The organism is Stappia stellulata DSM 5886, from assembly GCF_000423705.1.
In the GTDB taxonomy this organism is placed as follows: domain Bacteria; phylum Pseudomonadota; class Alphaproteobacteria; order Rhizobiales; family Stappiaceae; genus Stappia; species Stappia stellulata.
In genome coordinates this window covers 184,123-208,040 of the sequence record NZ_AUIM01000004.1, presented here as the reverse complement: position 1 = coordinate 208,040, position 23,918 = coordinate 184,123, and the positions used below count along the sequence as shown (strand labels likewise).

The following is a 23,918-nucleotide window of genomic DNA, read 5'->3' as shown; positions in this document are numbered from 1 at the left end:
GCTGGCGGCCGGGGACAGCGGGCTTTCGCGGTCGCCCGCGCGAGGCCTTGATGATGTTTGTCGAACAAGGGCGATTAAGCCGTTGCCTTTACGCATTTAAGTGCATATAGTTGCACTATGCAAACAATTAGCAATCAAAAACCATCCGCCACGAAAAGCGACAGTGCCACGCCCGGGAGTGGGAACAGCGAGTTGCTGCAGCTCGAAACCTGGCTCCCATACAGGCTGTTTCGCATTTCCACCCGTGTCGCGGATGTGCTCAACGCCTTTTACGGTCCCAAATACGGGTTCTCCAGGTCTGCGTGGCGGACCATGGCGATTATCGCGAACCGCCCCGGTGCCAGCGCCAAGGAAATCTGTCAGGCAGGCGGGCTCGATCAGTTCTCGGTCTCCCGCGCGGTCAAGCAGCTTGTTGAGCTGGGGTTCGCGCGGCGGACCTCCGGCCGATCGGACCGCCGCTACGCGGCGATTGAACTGTCCGAGAGCGGCTGGGCGGCCTTCACAGAAATCTCGAATGTCGCCAAACGCCTCGACGCGGACCTGACAAGCGCGGTCTCGAGTGAGGAACTGGCGTTGCTCGACGGCATTCTGGCCCGGCTGGACAATGCAAGCGCGGGCATTCTAGCGCGCGGTTGGCGCGGCGCAACGGAGCCGGTCGCGGATGAACCCGGCGCCCCCGCGGCCAAACGGGACGCTTGATCGGCCCGCCTCGCCCCACCCGCTTCGGCTTTTCGGGCGCGGTCGGCGACACTTTCAGGAAGGAAACCATGGGCGCGTTTCTGTTTGCAGCCACGGCAATCCTTTGGGGCAGCAGTGCCATCGTCACCGGTCAGCAGGCGGTGTCCGGCGCTCCGGAAGTGTCGGTCGGCTACCGCATGGCGCTGGTGGCCCTTGTGATGTTCGCCTGGAGCGTCCTGCGCGGACAAAACATCAGCTTGCGCCGGACGGATCGCCCCTGGGTCGCGCTCCAGGGCATCCTGTTCTTCGGTCTGGCCTTCATCTCGTTCTACCATGCCACCACGCTGATCACGTCGGGCATCGCCGCGCTTGTCCTGTCGACGTCCTCCCTGTTCGCGGCTCTTGTCGGCTGGCTTTTTCTCTCTGCTCCGGTCACGCTGCGCATGCTGATCGGCATCGTTTCCGGCATTGCCGGTCTCGGCGTGATCGCGATGCCGCAACTTGCACTGGTCTCGTCCAGCGCCGAGACGATCGGCGGCGTGGCGTTGGCGCTTGCCGCCGCCGCCTGCACCGGATGCGGCACCGTGGTTGCCATGCGCAACCAGCGCGCCGGGATACCCATTCCCGTGCTGATCAGTTGGGCGGCGCTTTTCGGCGCGCTGTTTTCCTTCGCCCTCGCCTATTTCGGTGGCTTGAGTTTCAGCGTGGATGTTTCGCTGACGTATCTCGCCGGCCTTGCCTATCTGGCGATCATCGCCTCCTGCATCACTTTTTTCATGTATTTCAGCCTTGTGCAGCGGATCGGCGCGGCCAGCGCGTCTTACACGCTGGCGCTGGTGCCCGTGGTGGCCCTGCTGCTTTCGGCCCTGTTCGAGAACCTTCGGATCGACGCCTATGTGGTGTCGGGCGGCATCGCCGTCCTGCTCGGAAACATTCTCGTGCTGAGCGCTCAGGGCAAGCGCCCGGCGCCGGCCGCGCGCACCTCATGACGGAGGAAATGATCCCATGACCAAAGAGGTTTACGGCACCCATCCGGCGGTGCCGCTTTCGGCCGCGGTTCGCGCCGGTGATTTCATCTTTCTGTCCGGCCAGATCCCCTTCGGCCCTGACGGCGACCTTGTGCGCGGGGACATCGAGACGCAGACCCGTCAGGTCCTCGACAACATCGCGGCCGCCCTTGCGCTGGCAAATGCCTCGCTCGCCGATGTGATCAAGACCACGATCTGGCTGACCGATCCGGCCGATTTCGGCCGGTTCAATGCCGTCTACGGCGCCTATTTTCCCGAGCGGCCGCCGGCGCGCTCCTGCGTCGCGTCGCAACTGATGGTCGATGCCCGCGTGGAAATCGAGGCGGTGGCCTACAAGCCCCTGCCCTGACCAGTCGCACCGACCGGCCCGGGCCATGTTGCATGGCCCGGGCCCTTGATCGCGATGGTGTCTTCGCCTGAGCGTCAGGCGGCCTTGCGGTGGGAGACCGCATCGAGGACAAGCGCCGCCGTTTTCGCTGCGGAGGCCGGATTCTGGCCCGTTACGAGATTTCCGTCGCTGACCGCGAAGGGCTCGAAGTCGGCGCCGCTGACATAGTCCGCGCCGAGGTCCCGCAGCCGACTCTCCAGCAGGAACGGAACTGCCGCGTCCAGTCCAACGGCGCGTTCCTCGCTGTCGGTGAAGCCGGCGACCTTGCGTCCGGTGACGATGGACGCCCCATCCGCGCGCTTTGCGTTCACCAGCCCTGCGGGACCGTGACACACGGCCGCCAACACTTTTCCGCTCTCGAGTGTCTCCTCGACAAGACGGGCGAGCGCCGCGCTTTCGGGATAGTCGAACATCGTGCCATGCCCGCCGGGAAGAAACACCGCGTCATAGTCGGCGACCTTCAGCGTGTCGAACCGTGGCGTGGCGGCGACGGCTTCGCGCAGGAGCGGGTCCTCGAAGTAGCGCTCCACAGTCGCCTCGTTCTCGCCCTTGGGCGCGACGCTGCGGGCGTCGATCGGGATCGCACCGCCGGAAATCGACGCCAGCGTGACGTCGGCGCCGGCATCGCGGAAGGCATAGTAAGGCGCGGTCAGCTCTTCCAGCCAGACGCCGGTCGGCTCGTCGGACGGCGCCATTGTAGCGGCAGAGGTCGCGATCATCAGGATCTTGGGTGTGTCGGTCATGCCCGGCTCCCATTCTGGTTGCGTTGTGTGTGACCGGGATATGGTGGGGCCTGTGCCTTTCAAAAAATAATTCCTGTCGCCCAAAGACATAAAATATCTTATATCTCTCGCCATGTCCCTCAGTCATCTGCGCAGTTTCATCGAGGTCTATCGTCATCGTTCGTTCACGGCCGCTGCCCGCGCACTCGGGCTGACCCAGCCGGCGCTCTCGCAACATGTCGCCAGTCTCGAAGGCCAGCTCGGACGACCGCTGTTCGACCGGCATGCCCGTGGCGTCCTGCCGACGGCGGCCGCGGACGATCTTGCCGCACGGCTTGGCAGTTCGCTCGACGACGCGGAAACAGCCCTTGCATCCGCACAGGCGCGCTCCGCCATGTTGACCGGGACGATCCATCTGGCGGGGCCGGCCGATTTTCTGGCGGAAGGCTGCGCCCCCCTGCTGGCGCGTCTGCAAAAGGCCGGACTGACGGTGCGGATCGACGTGGGCGGCCGCGAGGCGCTTTACGAAAAGCTTTTCAGCGACGAGGTCGACCTTGCCATTACGGCCTCCGCCCCCGTCGATGCGCGCCTCGATCATGCCCGGATTGCCGAGGAGCGGCTGCTTCTCGTGGCAGCCCCCGGGGCGATGCGCGTCATCGACGCCGCACGCGATCTGGAAACGGGACTGCAGGCCATCCCCTGCGTGGCCTACGATCTCGACCGGCCGCTGGTGCGGTCCTGGCTTGAGCAGAACGGGATTGCACTGCCGGACGTGTCCCCGGCCTACACTGCGCCCGACCTGCGTCTGCTTCGAGGGCTTGTGAGCGAAGGCGCGGGGTGGACGGTCTTGCCCGATTACCTGTGCACAGACGCGTTGCGCGCGAAGCGTCTGGTTGCGCGGGCCGCGCCGGTTTCAACACCCGTGAACCCGCTCAACCTCGTCTGGGCGCGCAGCGCCTTGCGGCACCCACGCATTGCCTTTGCCAGAAAGACCCTGCTTCAGGCGTCCGCCTGAGCGCGCTCCCGGCGGATGGGAGTGAACTCATGATCGGCTTTCCGCGGCGGTTGACGCGTTCAGGCATTCCTTGGGCGCAAAACGCTCCACCGTGTCAAACCTACGCCTTTGACAGAAACCGGCGGCGAACGAACCCCAGCGCCATCGACACATTCTGAAATATTACAAGTGTATTTACCCATAAACTGCTTTATTCGTCATCGATGATGCTGTGCACGTGACGTTTAAACACTCCTTCACGACTCATTATATAAAATAACTCTCCATAATCGGAGATCGCAATGTCGACATCTGCGCTCTTAAAAGTTGTATTTTGTTTCGGCTTTCTGGCGGGGGCCGCCTGTCCGGCTGTCGGTTCACCGGAAACCACGACGATAGAGCAGCTTCAGGCGCGCACGGCCGGCTCGACTCTCGAAGACTTGCGGCGGGATGTGGTCCAACTGGCAGTTCTTGCGCGTAAATTCGTGGCTGACAAAGGACTGGTCGAAGCACTTGACGCCTTCAAGGAGACGCCCTGGAGGCGGAAGGCGAACGGCCTTCATGTCTGGGGGGTGACGGTCTCGGGAGTGAGTTGGTATGATGTTGGACATCCGGACCTTGTCGGTATCGACGTGAGCAACATCACGGATATCGAGGGCCGCTACTGGGCGCGTCTCGCGCGCGAATCCGCCGACGGCAGCGGAGCGGAGGTGTTTTCCCTCCTGTTTCCCCATCCTGAAACCGGCCTTTCGGCCCGCGGCCTGCATACATGTTTTCTGCTGAAGGACGGTCAGCGGATCCTGTGTGCGGGCGGGTTCAAAGATGCTCGCGGATAGGTCCCGGTTCCGTATCCGGTTTTCCAACTGGTCGATCGTCGTGCGCGTGATGGCCGCGCCGATCGTCATGCTTGTGACGCTCGCCCTGCTGTCGTTTGTCGGCTGGCAGACGTTGAAGACGCAACGTGCGATGATCGCCGCCGGCTACGAGGAATTGCAGCCGGTGCTCATCCATGCGGCGAATGTCCCGCAGGAACTCGCCCGCATTGAAGCACATCTCTACAAGCTTTCGGCCTGGGGCCAGATCGGCGTGGAGGGCTCAGAGCTCGAATCGACGATCAAGACCATCAACCGGAGCCTGCGCACGCTAAAGCTGGACATCAACGCGCTCGCCGGCGCCGGGCTGGCAGGCGTCGACGAGCTGCAATCCGCCTATGGCGACTACCGCAAGAACACCAAGAACGCGATGCAGTTGATCCTGCGGAATGCGACGCTTGGCGCGGTGGCCACGCGGGGCGGCCATGCCGTCTACCTACGGGCCTCGGAAGCGGCCCGCCGGATTTCGGAAAATGCCCGCATGCGGTCGCGGGCGAGAACGGCCGCCACGATCGAGGCGGCGGACCGTCTGGCGCGAGATTTCATCACGGCATCGACCATCGCCGGCCTCCTTGCGATCGTCATCAGCCTCGCTGCGGCCCGCACGATCGTGAACCCGATCCATGTCCTGGTTCGCACGATACGCTCTCTCCTCGCCGGCGATCTGGCGGTGACTGTGCCCTTTATCAGCAGGACGGACGAGTTCGGCAGGATTGCCCAGTCCGTCAAGGCGCTTCAGGACGTACTGATCGAGAACCGGGCAACTGCGGACCAGCACGAGGTCAAGCAGGCGGAGCTCGAGTATATTGCAACGCATGACGCCTTGACGGGTGTTGCCAACCGGAAGGCCTTCGACACCTTCATGAATGCGGCGCTGGCCGCCTCCCCCGAGGCCGCCGGCGCCCTTGTTTACATCCTGCTCGACCTCGACGGCTTCAAACCGGTCAACGACACCTACGGCCACGACGCCGGCGATGCCGTGTTGAAGCGCCTGGCAAAGCGGCTGGAACGCAGCGCGCGGCCGGGAGACCTGGTTGCGCGCATCGGCGGCGACGAGTTCGGCATTCTCCTGCCAATGCAGGACGGGCGCTACGACCCTGAGGCGATCGCCAACCGGTTCCTCGATTCCGTTCGGGCACCGGTTGCGTTCAACGGTCAGGAGCTTCATGTCGGCGCGAGCATCGGCATCGTTCGCCGCTCGGACGTCGAAGGCGGCACGGCCGCGTTCATTGCGGCCGCCGACCAGGCAATGTACATCGCAAAGCAGGAAGCCGGCCCGTCCTTCCACGCCTTCAGGCCCAACTCCGCGGCAATGCTGTCCGACCTGGCGGAGCGGCAGGAACTGGAAGCCGCGATCGGTTCGGGTGAGTTCGTCGTCTGCTATCAGCCAAAGGTCGACCTGCGCAGCGGCGCTGTCGTTGGCTTCGAGGGACTGGCCCGCTGGAAGCATCCGGTGCGCGGTATCCTGACTCCGGCGATCTTCCTGTCGCAGATCGGCAGACTCGGCCTTCAAAGGGAATTCTCCGAAGTGATCGCCCGCCAGGTGATTGGCGACATCGCGGCATTCGATGCAGTGGGCCGCTCGGATATCGGCTTGTCGTTCAATCTGGAGGACAGCGTGCTGGCGACCTCGTCGGGCGTGGCTGCTCTGGAAGGTCTGCTTGCCGCGCATGTCTCGGTCGCCCCGAGATTGACGCTCGAAATCACCGAAAAAGTGTTCGTGTCCCGCTCATCCGCCGCGATCCGGGCCCATGCTGTTCGCTTGACGAATCTGGGCGTCCGGATCGCGGTCGACGATTTCGGAACGGGCTACGGCACGTTGCGCCACCTGCGCGCCTTTCCCTTTCATGAAATCAAGATTGATCGCGAGTTCATATCCTGCATCGGGCAAGACCGGTCGATGGAAGTAATCATCGACGGTTTCATCTCGATGGGAACCGGACTTGGCGCGGACATCGTCGCCGAAGGCATCGAAACCGAGGCACAGGAGCGTTATCTGGTTCAGCGCGGTTGCCATTTCGGCCAGGGTTACCGATACGGCATCGCCCTGCCGCTGGACGAGGCCCTCGGCCTGGTGCGGCGTGGCGCTGCCGTTTCGCGGACCGGATAGGCCGACGGGTGGCTTCCACGCCCCCGGTTGCCGGAGACTCTGACGTGTCGAAGCAGATAGCCCTTGTTGCAGGCTTCACCGTTCCGGCATCATGAAGTCCGATTCCGTTCATCGAGGGAGTGGCATGTCTACACGCAAGATCCGGACAACCGCAGCAGCCGCGGCCGCGTTCGCCGTTCTCATTCAACTCGGCACGGCCCTGCCCGCACACGCCGCGACGCCCTGCGGCGGCGATTTCCAGGCGTTCCTCGCCGGTGTGGCACAGGAGGCGCGTGCGCAGGGGCGCTCGGAGGCGGCCATATCGGCAACCCTCGACGCGGCACGGATCGACCGCAAGGTGCTGTCGCGCGACCGCGCGCAAGGCGTGTTCAAGCAGACATTTCTCACATTCTCCAAACGATCGGTCAGCGGATACCGGTTGAAACAGGGCGCTGCCAATCTGCGCAAATACAAATCGACCTTTCAAAAGGCCGAACGTGACTACGGGGTGCCCGGTCCCGTCATCGCCGCGTTCTGGGGTCTGGAAACGGACTACGGTGCGGTACAGGGCGACTTCAACACCGTCAGTGCGCTGGCAACCCTCGCGCACGATTGCCGGCGCCCGCAGCTGTTTCGTCCGCAGCTCGTCGCCGCAATCGAAATGGTGGAACACGGTGACCTCGACCCCCGGCGCACCACCGGCGCATGGGCGGGCGAAATCGGTCAGGTCCAGATGCTGCCGGAGGACATCATCCGGTTCGGCATCGACGGGGACGGCGACGGCCATGTCGACCTGAAGAAAAGCGCGCCAGATACGATCATGACCGCAGCCCGGTTTATCAATCATCTCGGCTGGCGCCGGGGTGAACCCTGGTTGCAGGAGGTGGCGTTGCCATCGTCTCTCCCCTGGGCAAAGACCGGCCTGCACTTCGACATGACGGTCGCAGACTGGTCCGGGCTCGGGGTTCGCGCCAGAGAGGGCAGCCTGCCCGCAGCCTCGCTGCCGGCCGCCCTGTTGCTTCCGCAAGGAAAGGATGGACCAGCGTTCCTCGCCTATCCGAATTTCCGGGTCTATCTGGAATGGAACCAGTCGTTTATCTACACGACGTCGGCGGCCTATTTCGCGACCCGCCTGAACGGTGCCAGCCGTTATGATGCCGGCAATCCCGGAGACGGGCTTTCCGATGCCGCGATGAAGGACCTGCAGACCCGGCTGCGGAACAAGGGATATGACGTGGGCAAGATCGACGGCATTCTCGGTGCGGGAACGCGGGCGGCCGTGCGCAGCGAGCAGGCGCGTCTGGGTCTTCCGGCCGACGGCTGGCCGACACGGGCCTTGCTCAACCGGTTGTAACCGGAGCCTTCAGGCGCAGCGTTCCTATGCACCGTCGGACGTGGTCTCACCGTCGGCGGTGCTGCCGGAATGAATGAACCGGATTCCGGCCTCATCGCCGTTGAGCCAGACCAGTTCGGCTGCGACCTTGATGTTCTTGCGGGGAAACTCGAACAGAAAATTCTGACTGAGAGCGATGGCGCTGCCTAGCCGGACCCGGCATCCGGTGATGCTCAAATCCTCCACCATGCAGGCGATAGACACACCCTTGTCCTGGATGATGCCCGGCACGGCGCAATCGACACGTGGCGTCGATCGAACTTCCCCGCGCACGGTGGGCTTTTTCAGCACGCTGCCCCGCTCCTTGTTTCAAACCGGCCCGTTCGGGCACTTTTTGCAAGCTTTCAGCGTAACCTGTCGCCGTCAACAAGGCGTAAATCCGGCGTGCGTTTTTGCAAGGCGCGCCGGTGGATGCCCGGCAGAGGCATCCGGCCGCCGTTCCGCTGCGTAACAAGAGCGACCAACAAAGGGAGGCCACCATGTCTGGATCGACGTTTCGAGGAACTGCCACCGGGTGTCTGCTCGGTCTGACGCTCATGCTTGCCATGCAAGGCAGCGCCATCGCGCAGGATGCCGCACAGCTCAAGGGGATCGTCGAAAAGCAGATCACCGCATTCCGGGCGGGCGATGCGGACGCCGCCTATGGCTACGCTGCGCCGATGATCAAGCGCATGTTTCCCAGTCCGGACCAATTCATCGACATGGTGAAGCGGGGGTACGCCCCGGTCTACGACCCGTCCTCCATCTCGTTCGGCGAACTCCGCGAGACCGCGCGCGGCCCCGTCCAGGAAGTTTACGTCACCGATGCGAAGGGGCGTAAGTGGCTTGCGCTCTACAGCTTCGAGCAGCAGGCGGACGGGACCTGGAAAATCTCGGGATGCGTGTTGACGGCAAGCCCCGGCGTTTCCGCTTAAGCGGCGCGCGCCGACCGGGTTACTCGCGCGGGGACAGGTCGCCGCGGGCCCAGCCCTCGCGGGTCTCACGCCGAAAATCCTCGAAGGTTCCGGCTTCGATGGCGTCGCGAATGCCCTGCATCAGGCTTTGATAATAGGCGAGGTTGTTCCAGCTCAGCAGCATGGCTGCAAGCCCCTCGCCCGCCTTGACCAGATGGTGCAGATAGGCGCGGCTGTAGTCGCGCGCGGCCGGGCACCCCGACGTCTCGTCGAGCGGGCGGGGATCTTCGGCATGGCGGGCGTTCTTCAGGTTGATCTTGCCGAAACGTGTGTAGGCAAGTCCGTGCCGACCGGCGCGCGTCGGCATGACGCAATCGAACTGGTCGATGCCGCGCGCAACGCTCTCCAGAATGTCTTCCGGCGTCCCCACCCCCATCAGGTAGCGCGGTTTGTCGACCGGCATCGCGGGCGTCGTTTCTTCAAGCATTCTCAGCATGACATCCTGCGGCTCGCCGACCGCGAGGCCGCCGACCGAATAGCCTTCGAATGGCATCTCTCCGAGCGTTTGCGCGGAGATCACCCGCAGGTCCGGCACGTCACCGCCCTGCACGATCCCGTAAAGCGCCTGACCGCGCTCCGGGCCGCCCATCGTCTCGAACTGCTGGCGCGAACGCTCCGCCCATCGAAGCGACAAGCGCATCGCGCGCTCCACATCCTCGCGCGGCGCAGGCAGCGCAATGCATTCGTCGAGCTGCATCTGGATGTCGGACCCGAGCAATTGCTGGATTTCGACGGAGCGTTCCGGCGTCATCACGTGACGCGAGCCATCGATATGGCTCTGGAAGGTCACGCCCTTTTCGTCGAGCTTGCGCAATTGCGCCAGCGACATGACCTGAAACCCGCCGGAATCGGTCAGGATCGTATGCGGCCAGTTCATGAACGTGTGCAGGCCGCCGAGGCGCGCAATCCGCTCCGCGCCCGGACGCAGCATCAGGTGGTAGGTATTGCCAAGCACGACATCGGCGCCAAGCTCGCGCACCTGTCCCGGATACATCGCCTTGACGGTTGCCTGGGTGCCCACCGGCATGAAGGCGGGCGTGCGCACCAGGCCGTGCGGTGTCGCGATCTCGCCGCGCCGGGCCATGCCGTCCTGCGCGATCAGACGGAAGGAAAAGCGGTCGGTCATGGGGCGTCCTTGGGAAAGAGCAGCGAGGCGTCGCCGTAGGAATAGAAGCGGTAGTCCTGCGCGATCGCATGGGCATAGGCGGCGCGCATCTCATCCAGTCCGCTCAAGGCGCTGACAAGCATGAAGAGCGTGGAACGCGGCAGGTGAAAATTGGTCATCAGCGCGTCGATGGCCCGGAAGCGGTATCCGGGCGTGATGAAAATCGAGGTCTCGCCCGAGAAGGCAGCAAGGCCGCCCTCGCCCTGGGCGGCGCTTTCCAGAATGCGCAAGGACGTTGTGCCGACCGCGACGACCTTGTTGCCGCGCGCGCGCACGGCGCGCAGCGCCGCCGCCGTCTCGGGCGAAATCTCGCCCCGCTCCGCATGCATCTTGTGATCGTTCGTATCGTCCGCCTTTACCGGCAGGAAGGTTCCCGCCCCCACATGCAGCGTGACGAGATGGCGTTCGATGCCGCGCGCGTCGATGGCCGCCATCAGCTCGGGCGTGAAATGCAAGCCGGCCGTCGGGGCCGCGACCGCGCCGTCTTTTCTGGCGTAGATCGTCTGGTAGTCGTCCCGGTCGGCGGCGTCCTCGCCGCGTTTTTGCGCAATATAGGGCGGCAGGGGAATATGGCCGACGGCGGCAATCGCCTGGTCGAGATCGGGTCCCGCCAGATCGAAGGCCAGCAACACCTCGCCCGTGTCGCGCTTTTCCGCGACCGTGGCATCGAGCGTGCCGAGAAGGCAGGTCTCGCCCTGCGCTTCACCGAAGCGGACACGGTCGCCGACAACCAGCTTTTTCGCCGGGCGCACGAAGGCCCACCAGCGGTCATCCCCGGCTTTCAGGTGGAGGGTCGCACCGATGCGCGCCACCGCTTGCCCACGCGTGCGGGTACCCTCAAGCTGAGCCGGGATGACCTTCGTGTCGTTGAAAACAAGCGCATCGCCCGGTTCCAGCAGCGACGGCAGGTCGCGCACGCCCCGGTCTTCCAGCATCGTCGCGCCGCCGGGACGCACGACAAGCATGCGCGCGGCATCGCGTGGACGGGACGGACGAAGCGCAATGCGCTCGTTGGGAAGGTCGAAATCGAAGTCGTCGACGCGCATGGCGGCTCTGGGCTCAAGGGGCTGGCGTCAGAGATCCCACGCCCGGTTCTGGAAAACGAGCCGGTAGCCGTCGGGATCCTCGAAGGTTGCTCCCGCGACCTCCCAATAGGGATTATGCGCGGGCACCGGCTCATACCCGTGTGCCGTCATCCGGTCAACTGCATGGCGCCATTCGACCGGGTCGGGGAGATAGAGAACGAGAAGGTGTTCGGGGCTTTGCGCCCGGGGCGCGATCTGGCCTTTTTCCAGGACAAACTCCAGATGCCAGGGCGCAGCGGGATAGCCGAGGATCGTTCCGGAAAAGCCGTCATGGTCCGAAAACGCGGCAAGGCGCCGGAAACCGGCGCCTTGCACGTAGAAGCGCTCGAGAGGCGCGAGGTCGTTGGTCGGTCGGGCCACGCGAAGGACCGGTGCAGTTTCCTTGGCTTCATTCATGGCACGAACCTTTCCAATCAGGCGTCGGCGGCAACCTTCAGCGACGTGATCTTGTCGGGGTTTTGAACCGGCTCGCCGCGCTTGATCTTGTCGACATTGTCCATGCCGGAGATCACCGCGCCCCAGGCCGTGTACTGTCCGTCGAGCCAGGGTGCATCGCCGAAACAGATGAAGAACTGGCTGTCGCCGGAGTTGGGATCCATCGCGCGCGCCATCGAGCAGGAGCCGCGCGTGTGCTTGTGATCGTTGAACTCGGCCTTGAGCTTGGTGCCCGACCCGCCGGTGCCGGTGCCCTGCGGGCAGCCCGTCTGGGCCATGAAACCGTCGATCACGCGGTGAAACACGATGCCGTCATAAAACCCGTCGCGCACCAGCTCCTTGATGCGGGCGACGTGGCCCGGCGCCAGATCCGGCTTCATCTCGATGACGACGGGCCCTTGCGTGGTTTCCATCAAGAGGGTGTTTTCCGGGTCCTTGTAGTCCGTCATGCATATGCTCCTTGTTCATGCGTCTTGGGATTGGGTCGGACGCGGCCGTCAGTCGACGTCGGCCGCAACCTGCAACTTGATGATCTTGTCGGGGTTTTGAACCGGCTCGCCGCGCTTGATCGCGTCGACGTGTTCCATGCCGTCGACCACCTCGCCGAAAACCGTGTATTTGCCGGTCAAATGCGGGGCGGAGGAGAACATGATGAAAAATTGCGAATTGGCGCTGTCCGGATCGTTCGTGCGCGCCATTCCCAGCACGCCACGCTCGAAGGGCCGCGGAGAGAATTCGGCGTCGAGATCGGGGCGATCCGATCCCCCGGTTCCGGTTCCGGTCGGATCGCCGGTCTGCGCCATGAACCCGTCGATCACGCGGTGGAAGACGATCCCGTCATAAAACCCCTCGCGCGCGAGCGATTTGATCCGCTCCACGTGATTTGGGGCAAGATCCGGACGCAGGCGGATGACGACGCGTCCGTCCTTCAGGTCGAGATAGAGCGTGTTTTCCGGATCTGCCGGCTGCGCGCCCGCGGACAGGGTCACGCCAACCAGCAATAGCAGCGCCCCGATGGTGGAGAAAATACGCGAAATCATGTGACCTCCTGAAAGGTGCCGGGTCCCGTCAACCGAGACGGCGGGCCAGGCATTCGACGACATGCGCGGGAACGAAGTGTTTGACGTCGCCCCCCATCTTGGCGATCTGGCGCACCAGCGTGGCGGTGATGTGGCGAACCTCCGGCGAGGCCGGCAGGAAGACGGTTTGCACCTCTGGCGCAAGAGACCGGTTCATCCCGGCCATTTGCATCTCGAAATCGAGGTCGGTTCCGTCGCGCAGGCCGCGAACCAGAAACGCCGCGCCATTCTGGCGGGCCGCCTCGATGACCAGATTGTCAAAGGAAATCACCTCGAGTCGCGCGGCATCCTTTGCCCCGAAAGCCGCCTCGGCAACCGTGGCAAGCATCTCGACGCGCTCCTCGAACGCGAAAAGCGGCGTCTTGCCGGGATGGATGCCGATGGCAACCACGACACGATCGGCCAGGTCCAGTGCATGGCGCAAAATGTCGATATGGCCATTGGTCACCGGGTCGAAGGATCCGGGATAGAGAGCGGTGCGAGTCATTTGCCCTGAATAGCCGGGGCGGGCAGCCGACACAAGCGGATCCGGCACAGGATGTTGCCCATCTGCCACGCGCCAGGAATTTATTTAACGCAAGGTCACTTTGTGCTAGACTGTTGCTCATAAACATAAGGAGGCGCAAAATGCGTGGCATTGCTTTCCTGAGCCTTGGCGGGCTTGCGACCGCGATTGCGGCTGTTGCCGTATTCGGGGTCGGGATCACGGTGTATTCCAGTTCTCCCATCGACGTGGCTTCGATCAAGAAGGGTGACCGGCTCCCCCGCACCGTCCAGGTCGCCTGCGGCGGCGAGACGATGGTCGACACGGCGACCGGTTGCGCGGATATCGCCCGCACGCTCGCCCCGGCCGCAAGCGGCTCCTTCCGTACCACGGCCATTACCGGCGGACAGACCACGGTTCTCGTCCGCAAACGTGTTTCAGAGTGATCCGAAACTTCCTGACCTCGGACCTCTCGACAGTGTGACGGCGGCTCCCCCGATCCGCCGTCACATTCCCCCGACCCGATACGGGATCCGCCTGACGCCCCGGCCGGCCCGCGTTCGACCGGAGCTTCGTAACGGGGGCATCCATCGTATCGAATGTCTGGCCGGGCGGAATGTCTGCGCTGACGCCGGCGCGGCCGAGGCCGCAGCCGCAGCCGCAGCCGCGAGGCATGGCAGATCACGACGCGGGAAACTCCGTCATCTGCGCCTCGTCTTTTGCGGATCGCCCCTCCCGACCGGATTTTATCGGCCTTCCCCTTGCGGGCGACGGTCAGATCGAGCGGCCAGGCCGACAGGTTCACACTGCGCGCACACAGTGTTCACGGTTTTCTGACTGTCATGCTCTTGTTACATGACCGCAGATCGTCCATATCCCTCTCATGATGACGAATTATGAAAAATATCACCCATACAGCCCGGTCGCCCTTTGGGTGTCCGGCGTCCTTGTCTTCAGCGTGACGCTTGGAGCCGGGGTTGCGGCAATTGGCAGTCACGCGGATGCGATGCCGCGCCCGGAACGACTTGCTTCCGTTTCCGAAATCATCGAAGAGCGCGAGGATTGCTCCGGCGTGATCTTCCGGGATGCCGATCCCGCGTGCTTTGCCGTGCGCGACAATCCGCATCCCGACACCGTGCAAGCGCGAAACGACCGCAATCTTCAAGATCCCGGAGAAGCCGCCGGATCGTGACGCGCGTCACGGTTCCCTTGCCGTGCCCGGTGCAGTGTGGAGACATCAAAAACACACAGCAGGGACACAACGGCAATGACCTTCACCACCGACGCCCCCAAGACCTCCCCCGACAAGAGCTACCGAGACGTCGTCCTGGCGGCCGCCGCCGCGCTCGCCGTCTTCGCAGCCATCGCCACCGTCACGCAGACGGTCAAAATGGCCGCAGCCAGCGATGCAGCACCGGTCGCGGTCACAGCCAAGGCAGATCGCGTGACGGCCGCGCTGCCGGCCGCGTGTCAGGGAGAAGCCTGGGGCGACTGGTCGGCGGAATGTCTGGCCGAAATCAGCGGCACCGCAAACCCGCGTCAGGTCCGTTTCGAAACCTTCGAGGCTCGCGACGTCCAGGGCAAGACCTCCGTTCTGGCCCGGGTGCCCACCCGCTCCTGATCCAGACCTGACCTTGGGCAGGTTTCCGGCAAGCGACCGGCACTGCCGCTGAACTGCAAAAGGCGACGCACTGGAAACCAGGCGTCGCCTTTGCTGTGTCTGGGCTGTGTCTGGGCTGTGTCTGGCGCCGGCACTGGCGCGGCTTGCGACCCGACAGGCCGGGACTTACTCGGGTTCGTCGTCCGGACCGGACGCCCCGTCATCCGCGCTGGACGAACCGTCCGCCTCGCCAGGATCACCCGCACGGTCCTCGCCGCCCGCGTCCGACGCGCCCTCTGCGCCCTCTGCGTTGCCCTCGACCGTCTCGAGGTCGCCATCCTCGGCATCCTCGTCGGAGATGCGCGATACGGAAACGACTTCCTCGCCCTCAGCCGTGCTGAACACGATCACGCCCTGTGTCGCGCGGCCGGCGATGCGGATCCCGTCCACCGGGCAGCGAATGAGCTGGCCGCCGTTGGTCACCAGCATGATCTGGTCGTTCTCTTCCACCGGGAAGGAGGCAACCAGCGGACCATTGCGATCCGTCACCGCCATCGCGGTGATGCCCTTGCCGCCGCGCCCGGTCACCCGGTACTCAAACGACGACGAGCGTTTGCCGTACCCGTTTTCCGAAAGCGTCAGAATGACCTGCTCCGCAGCACTCATCGCCGCATAGCGCTCCTGCGACAGCTCGCCCTCGGCAACCGCATCCTCGTCTCCGCCGACCACCGGATCGACCGTCTCGTCGCCCTCGCCCCGCATCAGGCGTCGTCTGCGCAGATAAGCCACGCGTTCTTCCGCCGTACAATCGAAGTGGTGCAGGATCGACATGGAGATGACGTGATCATTCTCGGCCAGATTGACACCGCGCACGCCGACCGAATTGCGTCCGGCAAAGACACGCACGCCCGTTACCGGGAAGCGGATACACTGGCCAAGCGCCGTGGTCAGGTGAACGTCGTCATATTCGGTGCAGGTGAAGACGCCGACGATACCGTCGCCCTCCTCCAGCTTCATCGCGATCTTGCCGTTCTTGTTGATCTGGGCGAAATCGGAAAGCTTGTTGCGACGCACCGTGCCGCGACGGGTCGCGAACATCACGTCGAGGTTCGCCCAGGCCTCCTCGTCCTCCGGCAGTGGCAGGATCGAGGTGATCTGTTCGCCCTGTTCGAGCGGCAGCATGTTGACGAGCGCCTTGCCGCGCGAGGTCGGACCGCCGACCGGCAGGCGCCAGACCTTCATCTTGTAGGCAATGCCGCGCGAGGAGAAGAACAGCACCGGCGTATGGGTGTTGGCAACAAAGAGACGCGAGACGAAATCCTCGTCCTTCGTCGCCATGCCCGAGCGCCCCTTGCCGCCGCGTCGCTGCGCCCGGTAGGTGTCGAGAGGCACGCGCTTGATGTAGCCGGCATGGCTCACCGTGACGACCATGTCCTCGCGACGGATCAGGTCCTCGTCTTCCAGATCCGCGCCGCCATCGACGATCTCGGTCCGGCGGGGCGTCGCGAATTCCTCGTGAATCTCCGTCAGTTCCTTGCGGATGATGTCGAGAATGCGCGAGCGCGAGCGCAGGATATCGAGGAAGTCCTGGATCTCCGCGCCGATCTTGTTCAACTCGTCGGCAATCTCGTCGCGTCCGAGCGCGGTCAGGCGCTGCAGGCGCAGATCGAGGATCGCGCGTGCCTGCTCTTCGGAGAGCCGGTAGGTGCCGTCCTCCTGCACCATGTGGCGCGGATCGTCGATCAGCCGGATCAGCGGCTCGACGTCGCGCGCCGGCCAGTGCCGTTCCATCAACTGGGCGCGCGCGGTCGCGGGATCCGGCGCAGTGCGGATGAGGTGGATCACCTCGTCGATGTTGGCAACCGCGATCGCCAGACCGACCAACACATGGGCGCGGTCGCGAGCCTTCTTCAACAGGAAGCGCGTGCGCCGGCCGATCACCTCCTCGCGGAAGGCGATGAAGGCGCTCAGCATGTCCTTCAGGCCGAGCTGCTCCGGCCGCCCGCCGTTGAGCGCCACCATGTTGCAGCCGAAGCTCGTCTGCAGCGCGGAGAAGCGGTAGAGGTTGTTCAGGACCACTTCGGCGACGGCATCGCGCTTCAGTTCGATCACGACGCGCATGCCGGTGCGGTCGGATTCGTCGCGAATGTCGGAAATCCCCTCGAGCCGCTTGTCGCGGACGCTTTCCGCGATGCGTTCGATCATCGTCGACTTGTTCACCTGATAGGGAATTTCGGTGACGACGATGGCGAAGCGGTCCTTGCGGATCTCCTCGACGTCTGCCTTGCCGCGCATGACCACCGATCCGCGCGCGGTTTCATAGGCCGAGCGAATGCCGGCGCGCCCGAGGATGATGCCGCCGGTCGGGAAGTCGGGCCCCGGAACGATCTCCATCAGTTCCGCCGTGGTCATCGCCGGATTGTCCATCAGCGCGATGGCCGCGTCGATTACCTCTCCCAGATTGTGAGGCGGGATGTTGGTCGCCATGCCGACGGCGATGCCGCCCGCGCCATTGACCAGAAGGTTGGGGAACTTCGCCGGCAGGACGACAGGCTCGCTCTCGGAGTTGTCGTAGTTGTCCTGGAAGTTGACCGTATCCTTGTCGATGTCGTCGAGAAGGCGCTGTGTGACTTTCTCCAGACGACATTCCGTGTAACGCATTGCCGCGGCCGGGTCGCCGTCGACCGAGCCGAAGTTGCCCTGCCCGTCGATCAGCGGCAGGCGCAGGGAGAACGGCTGGGCCATGCGCACGAGCGCGTCATAGATCGCGCTGTCGCCGTGCGGGTGATATTTACCCATGACGTCACCGACCACGCGGGCCGACTTGCGGTAGGGCTTGTTCCACTCGTAGCCGTTCTCGTGCATCGAATAGAGAATGCGCCGATGCACCGGCTTCAGCCCGTCGCGAACGTCCGGCAATGCGCGGCTGACGATCACGCTCATCGCGTAATCGAGGTAGCTGCGCTTCATTTCGTCGGTGATGGAAATCGGCCGAATGTCGGACGGAAGTCCGCCCGACGGTGCGCTCGTGTCGCGGTCTGCCAAGGGGGTATCTCACATCTGTTGAAATCGTCCGATTCTTATAGCCGATTCCGGCGCTTGCGACAAATTCAAGACCCCAAAACCCCCGGCTAATTATATATACATATCAATGCCTTGTTCCGACGTTTCGCGAAACTGAAAATGGGTCGCGGGAACGGGGTCCCGACAGCTCCTGTTTTGCCTGCTATAAGCGGATTGTCGGGAATCGGAAGATCGGGGGGACGATGCTCGGGGACTATCTTCTAAATGCGTTTGCAACGCTCTTCGTGACCATCGATCCGGTGGGGCTTGCGCCGATGTTTCTGGCTGTCACCGCGGGCGCCACGCCGGCCATGCGCAAGCGTGTCGCAATCCGCGCCGTGCTGATCGGCGGCGGCATCCTCTTCCTGTTTCTGGTGGCGGGAAAGAACCTGCTCGGTGCGCTCGGCATCTCGGTTCCCGCCTTCCAGATCGCCGGCGGGCTGCTGCTGTTGATGATCGCCGTGGAGATGGTGTTCGAGAAGCGCAACCGGCGAAAGTCGGAGACCGCCGAAAAGGCCGTCGCCCATCACGACGACCTGCAGGACGTCGCCGTGTTTCCGCTGGCGATCCCGTTGATCGCCGGACCGGCCGCAATCAGCGCCGTGATCCTGCTGTCCTCGCAGGCGCCCGATACGATCTCCGTCCTTGGCCTCGCCTCGGTGATCGCGGTGATCGTTGCGACCTGCTACCTGTCGTTCCTGCTCGCCGACCGCATCGAGCGGCTTTTGGGCGATACCGCGGCCATGGTGATCACGCGCCTTCTCGGGGTGCTTCTGGCGGCGCTGTCCGTGCAATTCATCGCCGATGGCGTCATCGCGCTGATCGCCGCAGCCAACGCGTGATCGCGGCGACCGCCTATCCCAGTTCCAGCGTGGTGATGCCGTAGGTGCGGCCAAGGTCCAGCTCGGGCGCTTTTCCGCGATACATGCGCACCGTCTCGAATTCCGGCGAGAGCTCGTGCTTTTCAGCAAGGTCGCCCCCCGCCTCGTTCGACGCCGGGACATCGAGAAAGACCATTTGCCCGCGCACCTCTCCCGCCAGTGCCTGGAACAGCGTGTCGGCAATCTCCGGCGTATCGGCCAGAAGCGGGCCGATCTTGTAGCCCTCCCGGCATTGCCGGATCACCCCGTAGCCGCGCAAGACGCCGTCCTCGACGAAGACATACCCGCGCCGCCTGGCGGCCATCGGAGTGCACCAGGCATCCAGGAAGCGCTCGCGTGACGTGGCGAAGAACGGCCGGTCATAGGCAAGGACCGAGGGCATCACCCCCTGCCCAAGAACGGCGACACGAGGATCCATCGGCGGTGAAACCGATGAAATGCCACCGTGGCGGAACGTGCGATAGTCGCTTTCGAATCCCGTCAGACGATAGGTCGCCTCCTGAGCCGGAACGGCGTCGAGACCGATCGTGCGTCCCTTGAGGTGATCGAGCGCACGGTCCCATAGCGGCCGCGCCAGCCCCCGCCCCCGCCAGTCGGGATGGCAGATGTAAAAACCGATGAAGCCGAAGTCCTCACCGTAGCGCACCGCCGAGATCGACGACACCGGCGTGCCCCCGCTTTCGCCGACAAGGAACCCGCCCGGGTCGGTCGCCAGAAACGCCGCCGCATCCTCAAGGCCGGGGTTCCAGCCCTCGTCCGCCGCCCAGTCCAGGGCGCAGTCCAGATCGGTCGTCTCCATCTGGCGGATCACGAGGTCTGGGGACATGGCAGCGCTCCGGCGTGAGGAATCGGGGACCGGATCAGGACCCCGGTGCGTTCAGCAACTGGTAGACGACGGGATCGTCGGGGCAGGTCTCGGCGCCGCATTCCAGAACGGTCGACAGGGTATTGGCGGCAGCAAGCAGCACGATGAGCGCCACGGCAAGGGTGCCGAAGGCCGGCCATGCGGCCCGGTCACGGGGATCGCGTGCCTCGGCGGGCGCGGGATCGCGCAGGAGCATCATTGCCGCGCTGGCGGCAATCGCCACCACGAACACGATGAACGCCCAGGTGTAGAAATGCAGCCCGAGGAAGGGCGCGCCGAAGCCGGCATCGCCCGGCTCGATGTGCAAAAGGACCTGACGCATCGCGAACCCCGCGCCGGCCAGCCCCGCAAGCACCGTGATGCCGTAGTGCGCGGGATGCGGTCCGCGCGCGACCGTGAGCACCGGACCGATGGCCAGCAACAGAAACCCCGCGCGTTGCAGCAGGCACAGCGGACAGGGCAACTCGCCGCCGAAAATCTGATCCGCGAAGGCCACCAGCAAGACGGCGGAAATAGCAAAGAGCGCGGCGACGTTGAGAAGACCCTCGGTCTTGTGGGAAATCATTGCAAGACCTTTCAAAACGACAGCGGGAGCGCGTCGGAGGCGTGATGAAAATAGACGCCGACGGCAACAATGAAGCTGACGGTTGCAAGGCCAAGCGCGGCAGGCCTGGAGCCGCGCGCGGCCACGACGAGCGTCGCTGTCAACAGAAGGAAAAGCGCAGTCAGATACATCGGGTCACAGACCTTGGGGCAGGAGCTGGCCGGACGCGCGCTCGGGGTCCGCTCTTGCGGCCCCTCGGCGTCCGTTGCCGTTTTCATACCGCCCTTTGGCGCGTCAGTCGAGGACGACGCTCATCGTTCGTCCGCCAAAGCCGTGAACGCTGTCGCGGGCGCGGATGTCCACCGTATCGATGCCTTCGGGTATCTCCACGCCCGAAAGGGATCGGGTGAAGGGCTGTTCGTCGACATGCGGATGGGCCAGCACCCGTTTTCCGAGCACGGTTCCGTCGGGCGCGACGACCTCCCACAGGTCGGCGTAGTGGTCCCAGCCCGCGTCGGCGTGGGCGAGGGTGACGTCGAAGCGCCAGGTGCCGTCGCCGGCCTGTCGCGCGTCGACCGCAACGACATCGGCCTCGCCCGCCGTCGAGGCCTCCGGAAGCCCCAGGGACAGGACAACCAGCGCGGCGAGGAATGCTGCGCTGAAATCGAGTTTCCTCGGCATGGTCGATCTCCCGGGTTGATTTTGACAGGTGTCTCGGCCTTGACTACCGCTCACGGCACGGACGCGCGAGTCACAAGCGCGTCACCGCCCGCGCCCGTACGGCGCTTCACGTGTTAGACAGGGGACGCCACGCATGGCCGCCACCGGCTCGAAGAAAGTCATTTATGCCGCACTTGTCGGCAACGGCCTGATCGCGATCACGAAGTTTTTCGCGGCCGCCTACACCGGCTCCTCGGCGATGCTGTCGGAAGGCATCCACTCGCTGGTCGACACCGGGAACCAAGGGCTTCTCCTCTACGGCCTGAAGAAGGCGGACAAGCCGGCCGACGAAAAGCACCCCTTCGGCTACGGGGTGGAGCTTTATTTCTGGGCCTTCGTCGTGGCGATCCTGATCTTCGCCGTCGGCTCCGGCATCTCGATCTACGAAGGTGTCCAGAAGATCCTGAATCCGCATCCGATCACCTCGCCGATCATTGCCTATGTGGTGTTGGGCCTGGCCATCGTGTTCGAATCCGTCGCCTGGTGGATCGCCTACAAGGAGTTCGACCGCGTGCGCGGGCAACGCGGCATCCTGCAGGCGGTGCGCGAAAGCAAGGATCCGGCGGTGTTCACCGTTCTCTTCGAGGACACCGCCGCCATGGCGGGCCTCATCGTGGCGCTCCTGGGGTTGCTGGGCGTGCAATACCTCGGCCTTCCCTGGCTCGACGGTGCCGCCTCCGTGACGATCGGCGTGATCCTCGCCCTGACGGCCGCCTTTCTGGCCTATGAGACCAAGAGCCTGCTCGTCGGCGAGGGGGCCGATCCGGAAACGGTGGAAATCATCCGGGGTCTGGTCGAGGCGACGCCGACGGTGTCGCGGATGAACGAAATCCGCACGCTGCACCGCGGCCCGCAGGACGTGCTGCTGGCACTCTCCATCGACTTCGAGGACAATCTGACCGTCGGCAAGGTCGAGGAAGCGATTTACGCGCTCGAGGTCTCGATCAAGAACCGATTCCCCATCGTGCGCCGGGTGTTCATCGAGGTGCAGGCGACGCGGCACCACAAGGAGATGCTGGAAGCCGGCCGCAGGCACGACGATGCCGGGACATAGAGCGGCGGCGAATCACAAACCGAACAGCACCTGATGCAGGATGCGACCGGGAAGGAGCGTGAAGGCGCCGGCAATCCCGAGCGCGCCGATGACGAATGAGATCATGGCGTTTCGATGCCGCCGGATCTGCCCCTTGCGGGCGGACAGGACGGCAACGGGCAGCATCGCGATCACCCAGACAGACAACAGGTGAATGCCGCTGAAAGGTCCGAGCACGGGCATCGTGTGGATCCAGAGCGACGAGACCGCGACGATCCCCATCGCTGTCACCCAGCCATAGCCGAGGAGCCTGTGGGCTGCCGTGCCCTTCCCGCCTGCAAGCTGAAGGGGCGTCAAGGCCAGTGAAATCAGGGCTGCAACGGCATGCAACTGGATGGCAGGCGAGGCATTCACCAAAGGCGCGAGCGTCATGACGCTCCCCGTGTTGCACGCGCGAGCGCCGCCCATGGATCGATCGACCAAAAGCCGCGCGCGGCCCCTGACGGCGATGGCAGCACGTGGATGCGGGTGGTTTCGATCTTTGGACCTTGAAGGCCATAGGCCAGATCGCGGGTCGGGCAGCCGAAATACAGCGCCGCGGCGCGTTTGCTGGTGAAGGCAAGTACGCCGGGCGCTGCGGCTGCAATGCGTGCTTTCAGACCGTCCGCATCGCTGCGCGCGGGATCGATGTCATGATCGGGACCGACATGCTGCTTAGCGATATCGGTGAGACCGATCCCGAATGCCGGCAATTCGCGGAATTCTTGCGGAGAAAACAGACGCGGTGTCAAACCGATCTCGGCCAGGGTCCGCCAGAACCGGTTGCCCGGTCCGGCGTAATAGGCCCCGACTTCGGCGGACCGGCGCCCGGCGCCGGTTCCGCAAAAGACGACGTCCAGGCCCGGCTGCAAGACATCGGGCAGGACGGGCGCGCGCGACGCATCTGTCTCGCGCGCGTTCATCGTCAAAACGGAATTTCGTCGTCCATGTCGCCGCCACCGCCGCCGCCGAAGCCGCCGCGCTGTCCGCCGCCGGAGGAGGATCCGCCACCCGACGGTCCGCCCTGGTCGTAACCGCCGCCCTGGTCGTAGCCGCCTCCGCCCTGCTCGACGTATCCGCCGCCACCGCCGGAGCGACCGCCGCCTCCGCCGCCCTCACCGCGGCCGTCGAGCATGGTGAGCGTGGCGTTGAAGCCCTGAAGCACGACCTCGGTGCTGTAGCGTTCCTGGCCGGACTGGTCCTGCCACTTGCGGGTCTGCAACTGACCCTCGATGTAGACCTTCGAGCCTTTGCGCAGATAGTTTTCCGCGACCTTGGCAAGACCCTCGCTGAAGATCACAACGCGGTGCCACTCCGTGCGCTCACGGCGCTCGCCGGAGTTCTTGTCCCGCCAGTTTTCCGAGGTTGCCAGACGCAAGTTCACCACGGGGCGCCCGTCCTGCATCCGCCGGACTTCCGGATCGGCACCCAGATTGCCGACCAGGATCACCTTGTTGACGCTTCCCGACATCCTCGTCTCCTCAAATCTGTGCTGTCTGCCTGTTGGCCCCGACCATAGGCGCAAGCGCCCGGCGGTGCCGGGCCAATCTGCGGCTTTTCCACAATCGCAAGGCCATTCAATACGAATGTTCCGTATTCGTTCCATATCCCGAGCCACGAAACAAGCGAGAAAACATGGAATCCTTGGCAAGTCCGGTTAAAAGCCCCAGATGACTGCGAGGCGACATGACGCCACGTTCCCGCCGACGGGCTTGCGCGCCGGATCATGTTCCTTTTATGTTCACGCAATCGGGTTCGCTCCCGCCCGCGTAAGCTCTTTCCGGAATGAACGGCGTATCCGCATCCCA

At 64.3% G+C, this 23,918-nt stretch carries 29 protein-coding genes; 13 read left to right on the top strand and 16 right to left on the bottom strand.

Going from position 1 to position 23,918, the window contains the following annotated elements; translation table 11 throughout:
• The first annotated feature begins 192 nt into the window (after nt 1-192).
• The 3 genes from G572_RS21925 to G572_RS0101130 all read left to right on the top strand — a co-directional run bounded on the left by G572_RS21925 (nt 193) and on the right by G572_RS0101130 (nt 2,055).
• Entirely contained in the window at nt 193-699 is a 507-nt protein-coding gene (locus tag G572_RS21925; RefSeq protein ID WP_051241406.1) for a MarR family winged helix-turn-helix transcriptional regulator, read from the top strand.
• Nucleotides 700-767: 68 nt separating this feature from the next.
• Nucleotides 768-1,667, top strand: a complete 900-nt coding sequence (locus G572_RS21920; protein ID WP_051241629.1) for a DMT family transporter — start codon at nt 768-770, stop codon at nt 1,665-1,667.
• Between the two features lie 16 nt (nt 1,668-1,683).
• Nucleotides 1,684-2,055 carry a RidA family protein gene (locus tag G572_RS0101130; RefSeq protein ID WP_029056921.1) on the top strand — a complete coding sequence of 124 codons (372 nt, stop codon included), beginning with the start codon at nt 1,684-1,686 and terminating at the stop codon, nt 2,053-2,055.
• 74 nt (nt 2,056-2,129) lie between these two features.
• Here G572_RS0101130 and G572_RS0101125 read toward each other — a convergent pair whose 3' ends face one another.
• A complete protein-coding gene (locus tag G572_RS0101125) occupies nt 2,130-2,837 on the bottom strand; it encodes a type 1 glutamine amidotransferase domain-containing protein (RefSeq protein WP_029056920.1) in 708 nt (235 codons plus the stop codon).
• Between the two features lie 112 nt (nt 2,838-2,949).
• On the opposite strand from G572_RS0101125, the gene G572_RS0101120 reads away from it, so the two are divergent.
• The 4 genes from G572_RS0101120 (at nt 2,950) to G572_RS0101105 (ending at nt 8,125) form a co-directional block, all read left to right on the top strand.
• The gene (locus G572_RS0101120) at nt 2,950-3,831 is read left to right on the top strand and encodes a LysR family transcriptional regulator (protein ID WP_029056919.1); all 882 of its coding nucleotides are present in this window, start codon (nt 2,950-2,952) and stop codon (nt 3,829-3,831) included.
• 281 nt (nt 3,832-4,112) lie between these two features.
• Nucleotides 4,113-4,646 (top strand): hypothetical protein, encoded by a 534-nt coding sequence (locus tag G572_RS21915; RefSeq protein ID WP_029056918.1) that lies wholly within the window; start codon nt 4,113-4,115, stop codon nt 4,644-4,646.
• Complete coding sequence (locus G572_RS25260) at nt 4,633-6,792, top strand: putative bifunctional diguanylate cyclase/phosphodiesterase (protein ID WP_029056917.1); 2,160 nt, start codon at nt 4,633-4,635, stop codon at nt 6,790-6,792. The genes G572_RS21915 and G572_RS25260 overlap by 14 nt, the downstream gene beginning before the upstream one ends.
• Nucleotides 6,793-6,916: 124 nt before the next feature.
• The gene (locus G572_RS0101105) at nt 6,917-8,125 is read left to right on the top strand and encodes a lytic murein transglycosylase (RefSeq protein WP_029056916.1); all 1,209 of its coding nucleotides are present in this window, start codon (nt 6,917-6,919) and stop codon (nt 8,123-8,125) included.
• A 24-nt stretch (nt 8,126-8,149) separates the two neighbouring features.
• Here the strand turns inward: G572_RS0101105 and G572_RS0101100 are convergent, their stop codons facing one another.
• Nucleotides 8,150-8,455: a PilZ domain-containing protein gene (locus G572_RS0101100; RefSeq protein ID WP_029056915.1), complete on the bottom strand. Its 306-nt coding sequence runs from the start codon at nt 8,453-8,455 to the stop codon at nt 8,150-8,152.
• Nucleotides 8,456-8,643: 188 nt separating this feature from the next.
• On the opposite strand from G572_RS0101100, the gene G572_RS0101095 reads away from it, so the two are divergent.
• Nucleotides 8,644-9,078 carry a DUF4864 domain-containing protein gene (locus G572_RS0101095; protein WP_156884439.1) on the top strand — a complete coding sequence of 145 codons (435 nt, stop codon included), beginning with the start codon at nt 8,644-8,646 and terminating at the stop codon, nt 9,076-9,078.
• 19 nt (nt 9,079-9,097) lie between these two features.
• Here the strand turns inward: G572_RS0101095 and tgt are convergent, their stop codons facing one another.
• Genes tgt through coaD form a run of 6 tightly spaced genes read right to left on the bottom strand, consistent with a single transcriptional unit; the run spans nt 9,098 to nt 13,368 of the window.
• Complete coding sequence (gene tgt / locus G572_RS0101090) at nt 9,098-10,243, bottom strand: tRNA guanosine(34) transglycosylase Tgt (protein ID WP_029056913.1); 1,146 nt, start codon at nt 10,241-10,243, stop codon at nt 9,098-9,100.
• Nucleotides 10,240-11,328: a tRNA preQ1(34) S-adenosylmethionine ribosyltransferase-isomerase QueA gene (gene queA, locus G572_RS0101085; RefSeq protein ID WP_029056912.1), complete on the bottom strand. Its 1,089-nt coding sequence runs from the start codon at nt 11,326-11,328 to the stop codon at nt 10,240-10,242. The genes tgt and queA overlap by 4 nt, the downstream gene beginning before the upstream one ends.
• 27 nt (nt 11,329-11,355) lie before the next feature.
• Nucleotides 11,356-11,763 carry a VOC family protein gene (locus tag G572_RS0101080; protein WP_029056911.1) on the bottom strand — a complete coding sequence of 136 codons (408 nt, stop codon included), beginning with the start codon at nt 11,761-11,763 and terminating at the stop codon, nt 11,356-11,358.
• A 17-nt stretch (nt 11,764-11,780) separates the two neighbouring features.
• Nucleotides 11,781-12,251 carry a peptidylprolyl isomerase gene (locus tag G572_RS0101075; protein ID WP_029056910.1) on the bottom strand — a complete coding sequence of 157 codons (471 nt, stop codon included), beginning with the start codon at nt 12,249-12,251 and terminating at the stop codon, nt 11,781-11,783.
• A gap of 48 nt (nt 12,252-12,299) precedes the next feature.
• Nucleotides 12,300-12,842, bottom strand: coding sequence for a peptidylprolyl isomerase (locus G572_RS0101070; RefSeq protein ID WP_084649812.1), 543 nt, complete (start codon nt 12,840-12,842; stop codon nt 12,300-12,302).
• Between the two features lie 28 nt (nt 12,843-12,870).
• A complete protein-coding gene (coaD, locus tag G572_RS0101065) occupies nt 12,871-13,368 on the bottom strand; it encodes a pantetheine-phosphate adenylyltransferase (RefSeq protein WP_029056908.1) in 498 nt (165 codons plus the stop codon).
• A 140-nt stretch (nt 13,369-13,508) separates the two neighbouring features.
• Here coaD and G572_RS0101060 point away from each other — a divergent pair, with 140 nt between their 5' ends.
• From G572_RS0101060 to G572_RS0101050, 3 genes are all read left to right on the top strand, one after another.
• On the top strand, nt 13,509-13,811 hold the full coding sequence (locus G572_RS0101060) for a hypothetical protein (RefSeq protein ID WP_029056907.1): 303 nt from the start codon (nt 13,509-13,511) through the stop codon (nt 13,809-13,811).
• 437 nt (nt 13,812-14,248) lie between these two features.
• Nucleotides 14,249-14,557, top strand: a complete 309-nt coding sequence (locus G572_RS0101055; RefSeq protein WP_029056906.1) for a hypothetical protein — start codon at nt 14,249-14,251, stop codon at nt 14,555-14,557.
• 75 nt (nt 14,558-14,632) lie between these two features.
• A complete protein-coding gene (locus G572_RS0101050) occupies nt 14,633-14,986 on the top strand; it encodes a hypothetical protein (RefSeq protein ID WP_029056905.1) in 354 nt (117 codons plus the stop codon).
• A gap of 165 nt (nt 14,987-15,151) precedes the next feature.
• Here the strand turns inward: G572_RS0101050 and gyrA are convergent, their stop codons facing one another.
• Nucleotides 15,152-17,935: a DNA gyrase subunit A gene (gene gyrA, locus G572_RS21905; protein ID WP_208979020.1), complete on the bottom strand. Its 2,784-nt coding sequence runs from the start codon at nt 17,933-17,935 to the stop codon at nt 15,152-15,154.
• A gap of 296 nt (nt 17,936-18,231) precedes the next feature.
• On the opposite strand from gyrA, the gene G572_RS0101040 reads away from it, so the two are divergent.
• Entirely contained in the window at nt 18,232-18,870 is a 639-nt protein-coding gene (locus tag G572_RS0101040) for a MarC family protein (RefSeq protein ID WP_029056904.1), read from the top strand.
• Nucleotides 18,871-18,883: 13 nt separating this feature from the next.
• On the opposite strand, the gene G572_RS0101035 is transcribed toward G572_RS0101040, so the two are convergent.
• The 4 genes from G572_RS0101035 to G572_RS0101020 are packed head-to-tail and all read right to left on the bottom strand — an operon-like array spanning nt 18,884 to nt 20,999.
• On the bottom strand, nt 18,884-19,735 hold the full coding sequence (locus tag G572_RS0101035; RefSeq protein ID WP_029056903.1) for a GNAT family N-acetyltransferase: 852 nt from the start codon (nt 19,733-19,735) through the stop codon (nt 18,884-18,886).
• 34 nt (nt 19,736-19,769) lie between these two features.
• Nucleotides 19,770-20,339, bottom strand: a complete 570-nt coding sequence (locus tag G572_RS0101030; RefSeq protein WP_029056902.1) for a disulfide bond formation protein B — start codon at nt 20,337-20,339, stop codon at nt 19,770-19,772.
• Nucleotides 20,340-20,350: 11 nt separating this feature from the next.
• Nucleotides 20,351-20,596 carry a DUF5993 family protein gene (locus G572_RS21900; RefSeq protein WP_037544995.1) on the bottom strand — a complete coding sequence of 82 codons (246 nt, stop codon included), beginning with the start codon at nt 20,594-20,596 and terminating at the stop codon, nt 20,351-20,353.
• Nucleotides 20,597-20,612: 16 nt separating this feature from the next.
• The gene (locus G572_RS0101020) at nt 20,613-20,999 is read right to left on the bottom strand and encodes a hypothetical protein (RefSeq protein ID WP_037544992.1); all 387 of its coding nucleotides are present in this window, start codon (nt 20,997-20,999) and stop codon (nt 20,613-20,615) included.
• Nucleotides 21,000-21,132: 133 nt separating this feature from the next.
• Between G572_RS0101020 and G572_RS0101015 the strand changes: the two genes are divergently transcribed.
• Nucleotides 21,133-22,092 (top strand): cation diffusion facilitator family transporter, encoded by a 960-nt coding sequence (locus G572_RS0101015; RefSeq protein WP_029056900.1) that lies wholly within the window; start codon nt 21,133-21,135, stop codon nt 22,090-22,092.
• 12 nt (nt 22,093-22,104) lie between these two features.
• On the opposite strand, the gene G572_RS0101010 is transcribed toward G572_RS0101015, so the two are convergent.
• From G572_RS0101010 to G572_RS0101000, 3 genes are read right to left on the bottom strand one after another with little or no spacing between them, the layout of a single operon-like run.
• Nucleotides 22,105-22,503, bottom strand: coding sequence for a DUF2306 domain-containing protein (locus tag G572_RS0101010; protein ID WP_029056899.1), 399 nt, complete (start codon nt 22,501-22,503; stop codon nt 22,105-22,107).
• Nucleotides 22,500-23,033, bottom strand: a complete 534-nt coding sequence (locus G572_RS0101005) for a mismatch-specific DNA-glycosylase (RefSeq protein ID WP_037544989.1) — start codon at nt 23,031-23,033, stop codon at nt 22,500-22,502. Before G572_RS0101005 ends, G572_RS0101010 begins: the two co-directional genes overlap by 4 nt.
• Before the next feature lie 2 nt (nt 23,034-23,035).
• Entirely contained in the window at nt 23,036-23,581 is a 546-nt protein-coding gene (locus G572_RS0101000; protein WP_029056897.1) for a single-stranded DNA-binding protein, read from the bottom strand.
• Between the last annotated feature and the right edge of the window lie 337 nt (nt 23,582-23,918).

Bases quoted from the DNA above. Each gene is read 5' to 3' on its own strand.
- G572_RS25260 (WP_029056917.1), top strand. From the start codon at position 4,633: ATGCTCGCGGATAGGTCCCGGTTCCGTATCCGGTTTTCCAACTGGTCG.
- G572_RS0101105 (WP_029056916.1), top strand. From the start codon at position 6,917: ATGTCTACACGCAAGATCCGGACAACCGCAGCAGCCGCGGCCGCGTTC.
- queA (WP_029056912.1), bottom strand. From the start codon at position 11,328: ATGCGCGTCGACGACTTCGATTTCGACCTTCCCAACGAGCGCATTGCG.
- G572_RS21900 (WP_037544995.1), bottom strand. From the start codon at position 20,596: ATGAAAACGGCAACGGACGCCGAGGGGCCGCAAGAGCGGACCCCGAGC.
- G572_RS0101040 (WP_029056904.1), top strand. From the start codon at position 18,232: ATGCTCGGGGACTATCTTCTAAATGCGTTTGCAACGCTCTTCGTGACC.
- G572_RS0101015 (WP_029056900.1), top strand. From the start codon at position 21,133: ATGGCCGCCACCGGCTCGAAGAAAGTCATTTATGCCGCACTTGTCGGC.
- G572_RS21920 (WP_051241629.1), top strand. From the start codon at position 768: ATGGGCGCGTTTCTGTTTGCAGCCACGGCAATCCTTTGGGGCAGCAGT.
- G572_RS0101050 (WP_029056905.1), top strand. From the start codon at position 14,633: ATGACCTTCACCACCGACGCCCCCAAGACCTCCCCCGACAAGAGCTAC.
- G572_RS0101125 (WP_029056920.1), bottom strand. From the start codon at position 2,837: ATGACCGACACACCCAAGATCCTGATGATCGCGACCTCTGCCGCTACA.
- G572_RS0101060 (WP_029056907.1), top strand. From the start codon at position 13,509: ATGCGTGGCATTGCTTTCCTGAGCCTTGGCGGGCTTGCGACCGCGATT.
- G572_RS0101005 (WP_037544989.1), bottom strand. From the start codon at position 23,033: ATGAACGCGCGCGAGACAGATGCGTCGCGCGCGCCCGTCCTGCCCGAT.
- G572_RS0101130 (WP_029056921.1), top strand. From the start codon at position 1,684: ATGACCAAAGAGGTTTACGGCACCCATCCGGCGGTGCCGCTTTCGGCC.
- G572_RS0101030 (WP_029056902.1), bottom strand. From the start codon at position 20,339: ATGATTTCCCACAAGACCGAGGGTCTTCTCAACGTCGCCGCGCTCTTT.
- G572_RS0101020 (WP_037544992.1), bottom strand. From the start codon at position 20,999: ATGCCGAGGAAACTCGATTTCAGCGCAGCATTCCTCGCCGCGCTGGTT.
- G572_RS0101000 (WP_029056897.1), bottom strand. From the start codon at position 23,581: ATGTCGGGAAGCGTCAACAAGGTGATCCTGGTCGGCAATCTGGGTGCC.
- tgt (WP_029056913.1), bottom strand. From the start codon at position 10,243: ATGACCGACCGCTTTTCCTTCCGTCTGATCGCGCAGGACGGCATGGCC.
- G572_RS0101010 (WP_029056899.1), bottom strand. From the start codon at position 22,503: ATGACGCTCGCGCCTTTGGTGAATGCCTCGCCTGCCATCCAGTTGCAT.
- coaD (WP_029056908.1), bottom strand. From the start codon at position 13,368: ATGACTCGCACCGCTCTCTATCCCGGATCCTTCGACCCGGTGACCAAT.
- G572_RS0101055 (WP_029056906.1), top strand. From the start codon at position 14,249: ATGATGACGAATTATGAAAAATATCACCCATACAGCCCGGTCGCCCTT.
- G572_RS0101070 (WP_084649812.1), bottom strand. From the start codon at position 12,842: ATGATTTCGCGTATTTTCTCCACCATCGGGGCGCTGCTATTGCTGGTT.
- G572_RS0101095 (WP_156884439.1), top strand. From the start codon at position 8,644: ATGTCTGGATCGACGTTTCGAGGAACTGCCACCGGGTGTCTGCTCGGT.
- G572_RS0101120 (WP_029056919.1), top strand. From the start codon at position 2,950: ATGTCCCTCAGTCATCTGCGCAGTTTCATCGAGGTCTATCGTCATCGT.
- G572_RS0101075 (WP_029056910.1), bottom strand. From the start codon at position 12,251: ATGACGGACTACAAGGACCCGGAAAACACCCTCTTGATGGAAACCACG.
- gyrA (WP_208979020.1), bottom strand. From the start codon at position 17,935: ATGAAGCGCAGCTACCTCGATTACGCGATGAGCGTGATCGTCAGCCGC.
- G572_RS0101035 (WP_029056903.1), bottom strand. From the start codon at position 19,735: ATGTCCCCAGACCTCGTGATCCGCCAGATGGAGACGACCGATCTGGAC.
- G572_RS0101080 (WP_029056911.1), bottom strand. From the start codon at position 11,763: ATGAATGAAGCCAAGGAAACTGCACCGGTCCTTCGCGTGGCCCGACCG.
- G572_RS21915 (WP_029056918.1), top strand. From the start codon at position 4,113: ATGTCGACATCTGCGCTCTTAAAAGTTGTATTTTGTTTCGGCTTTCTG.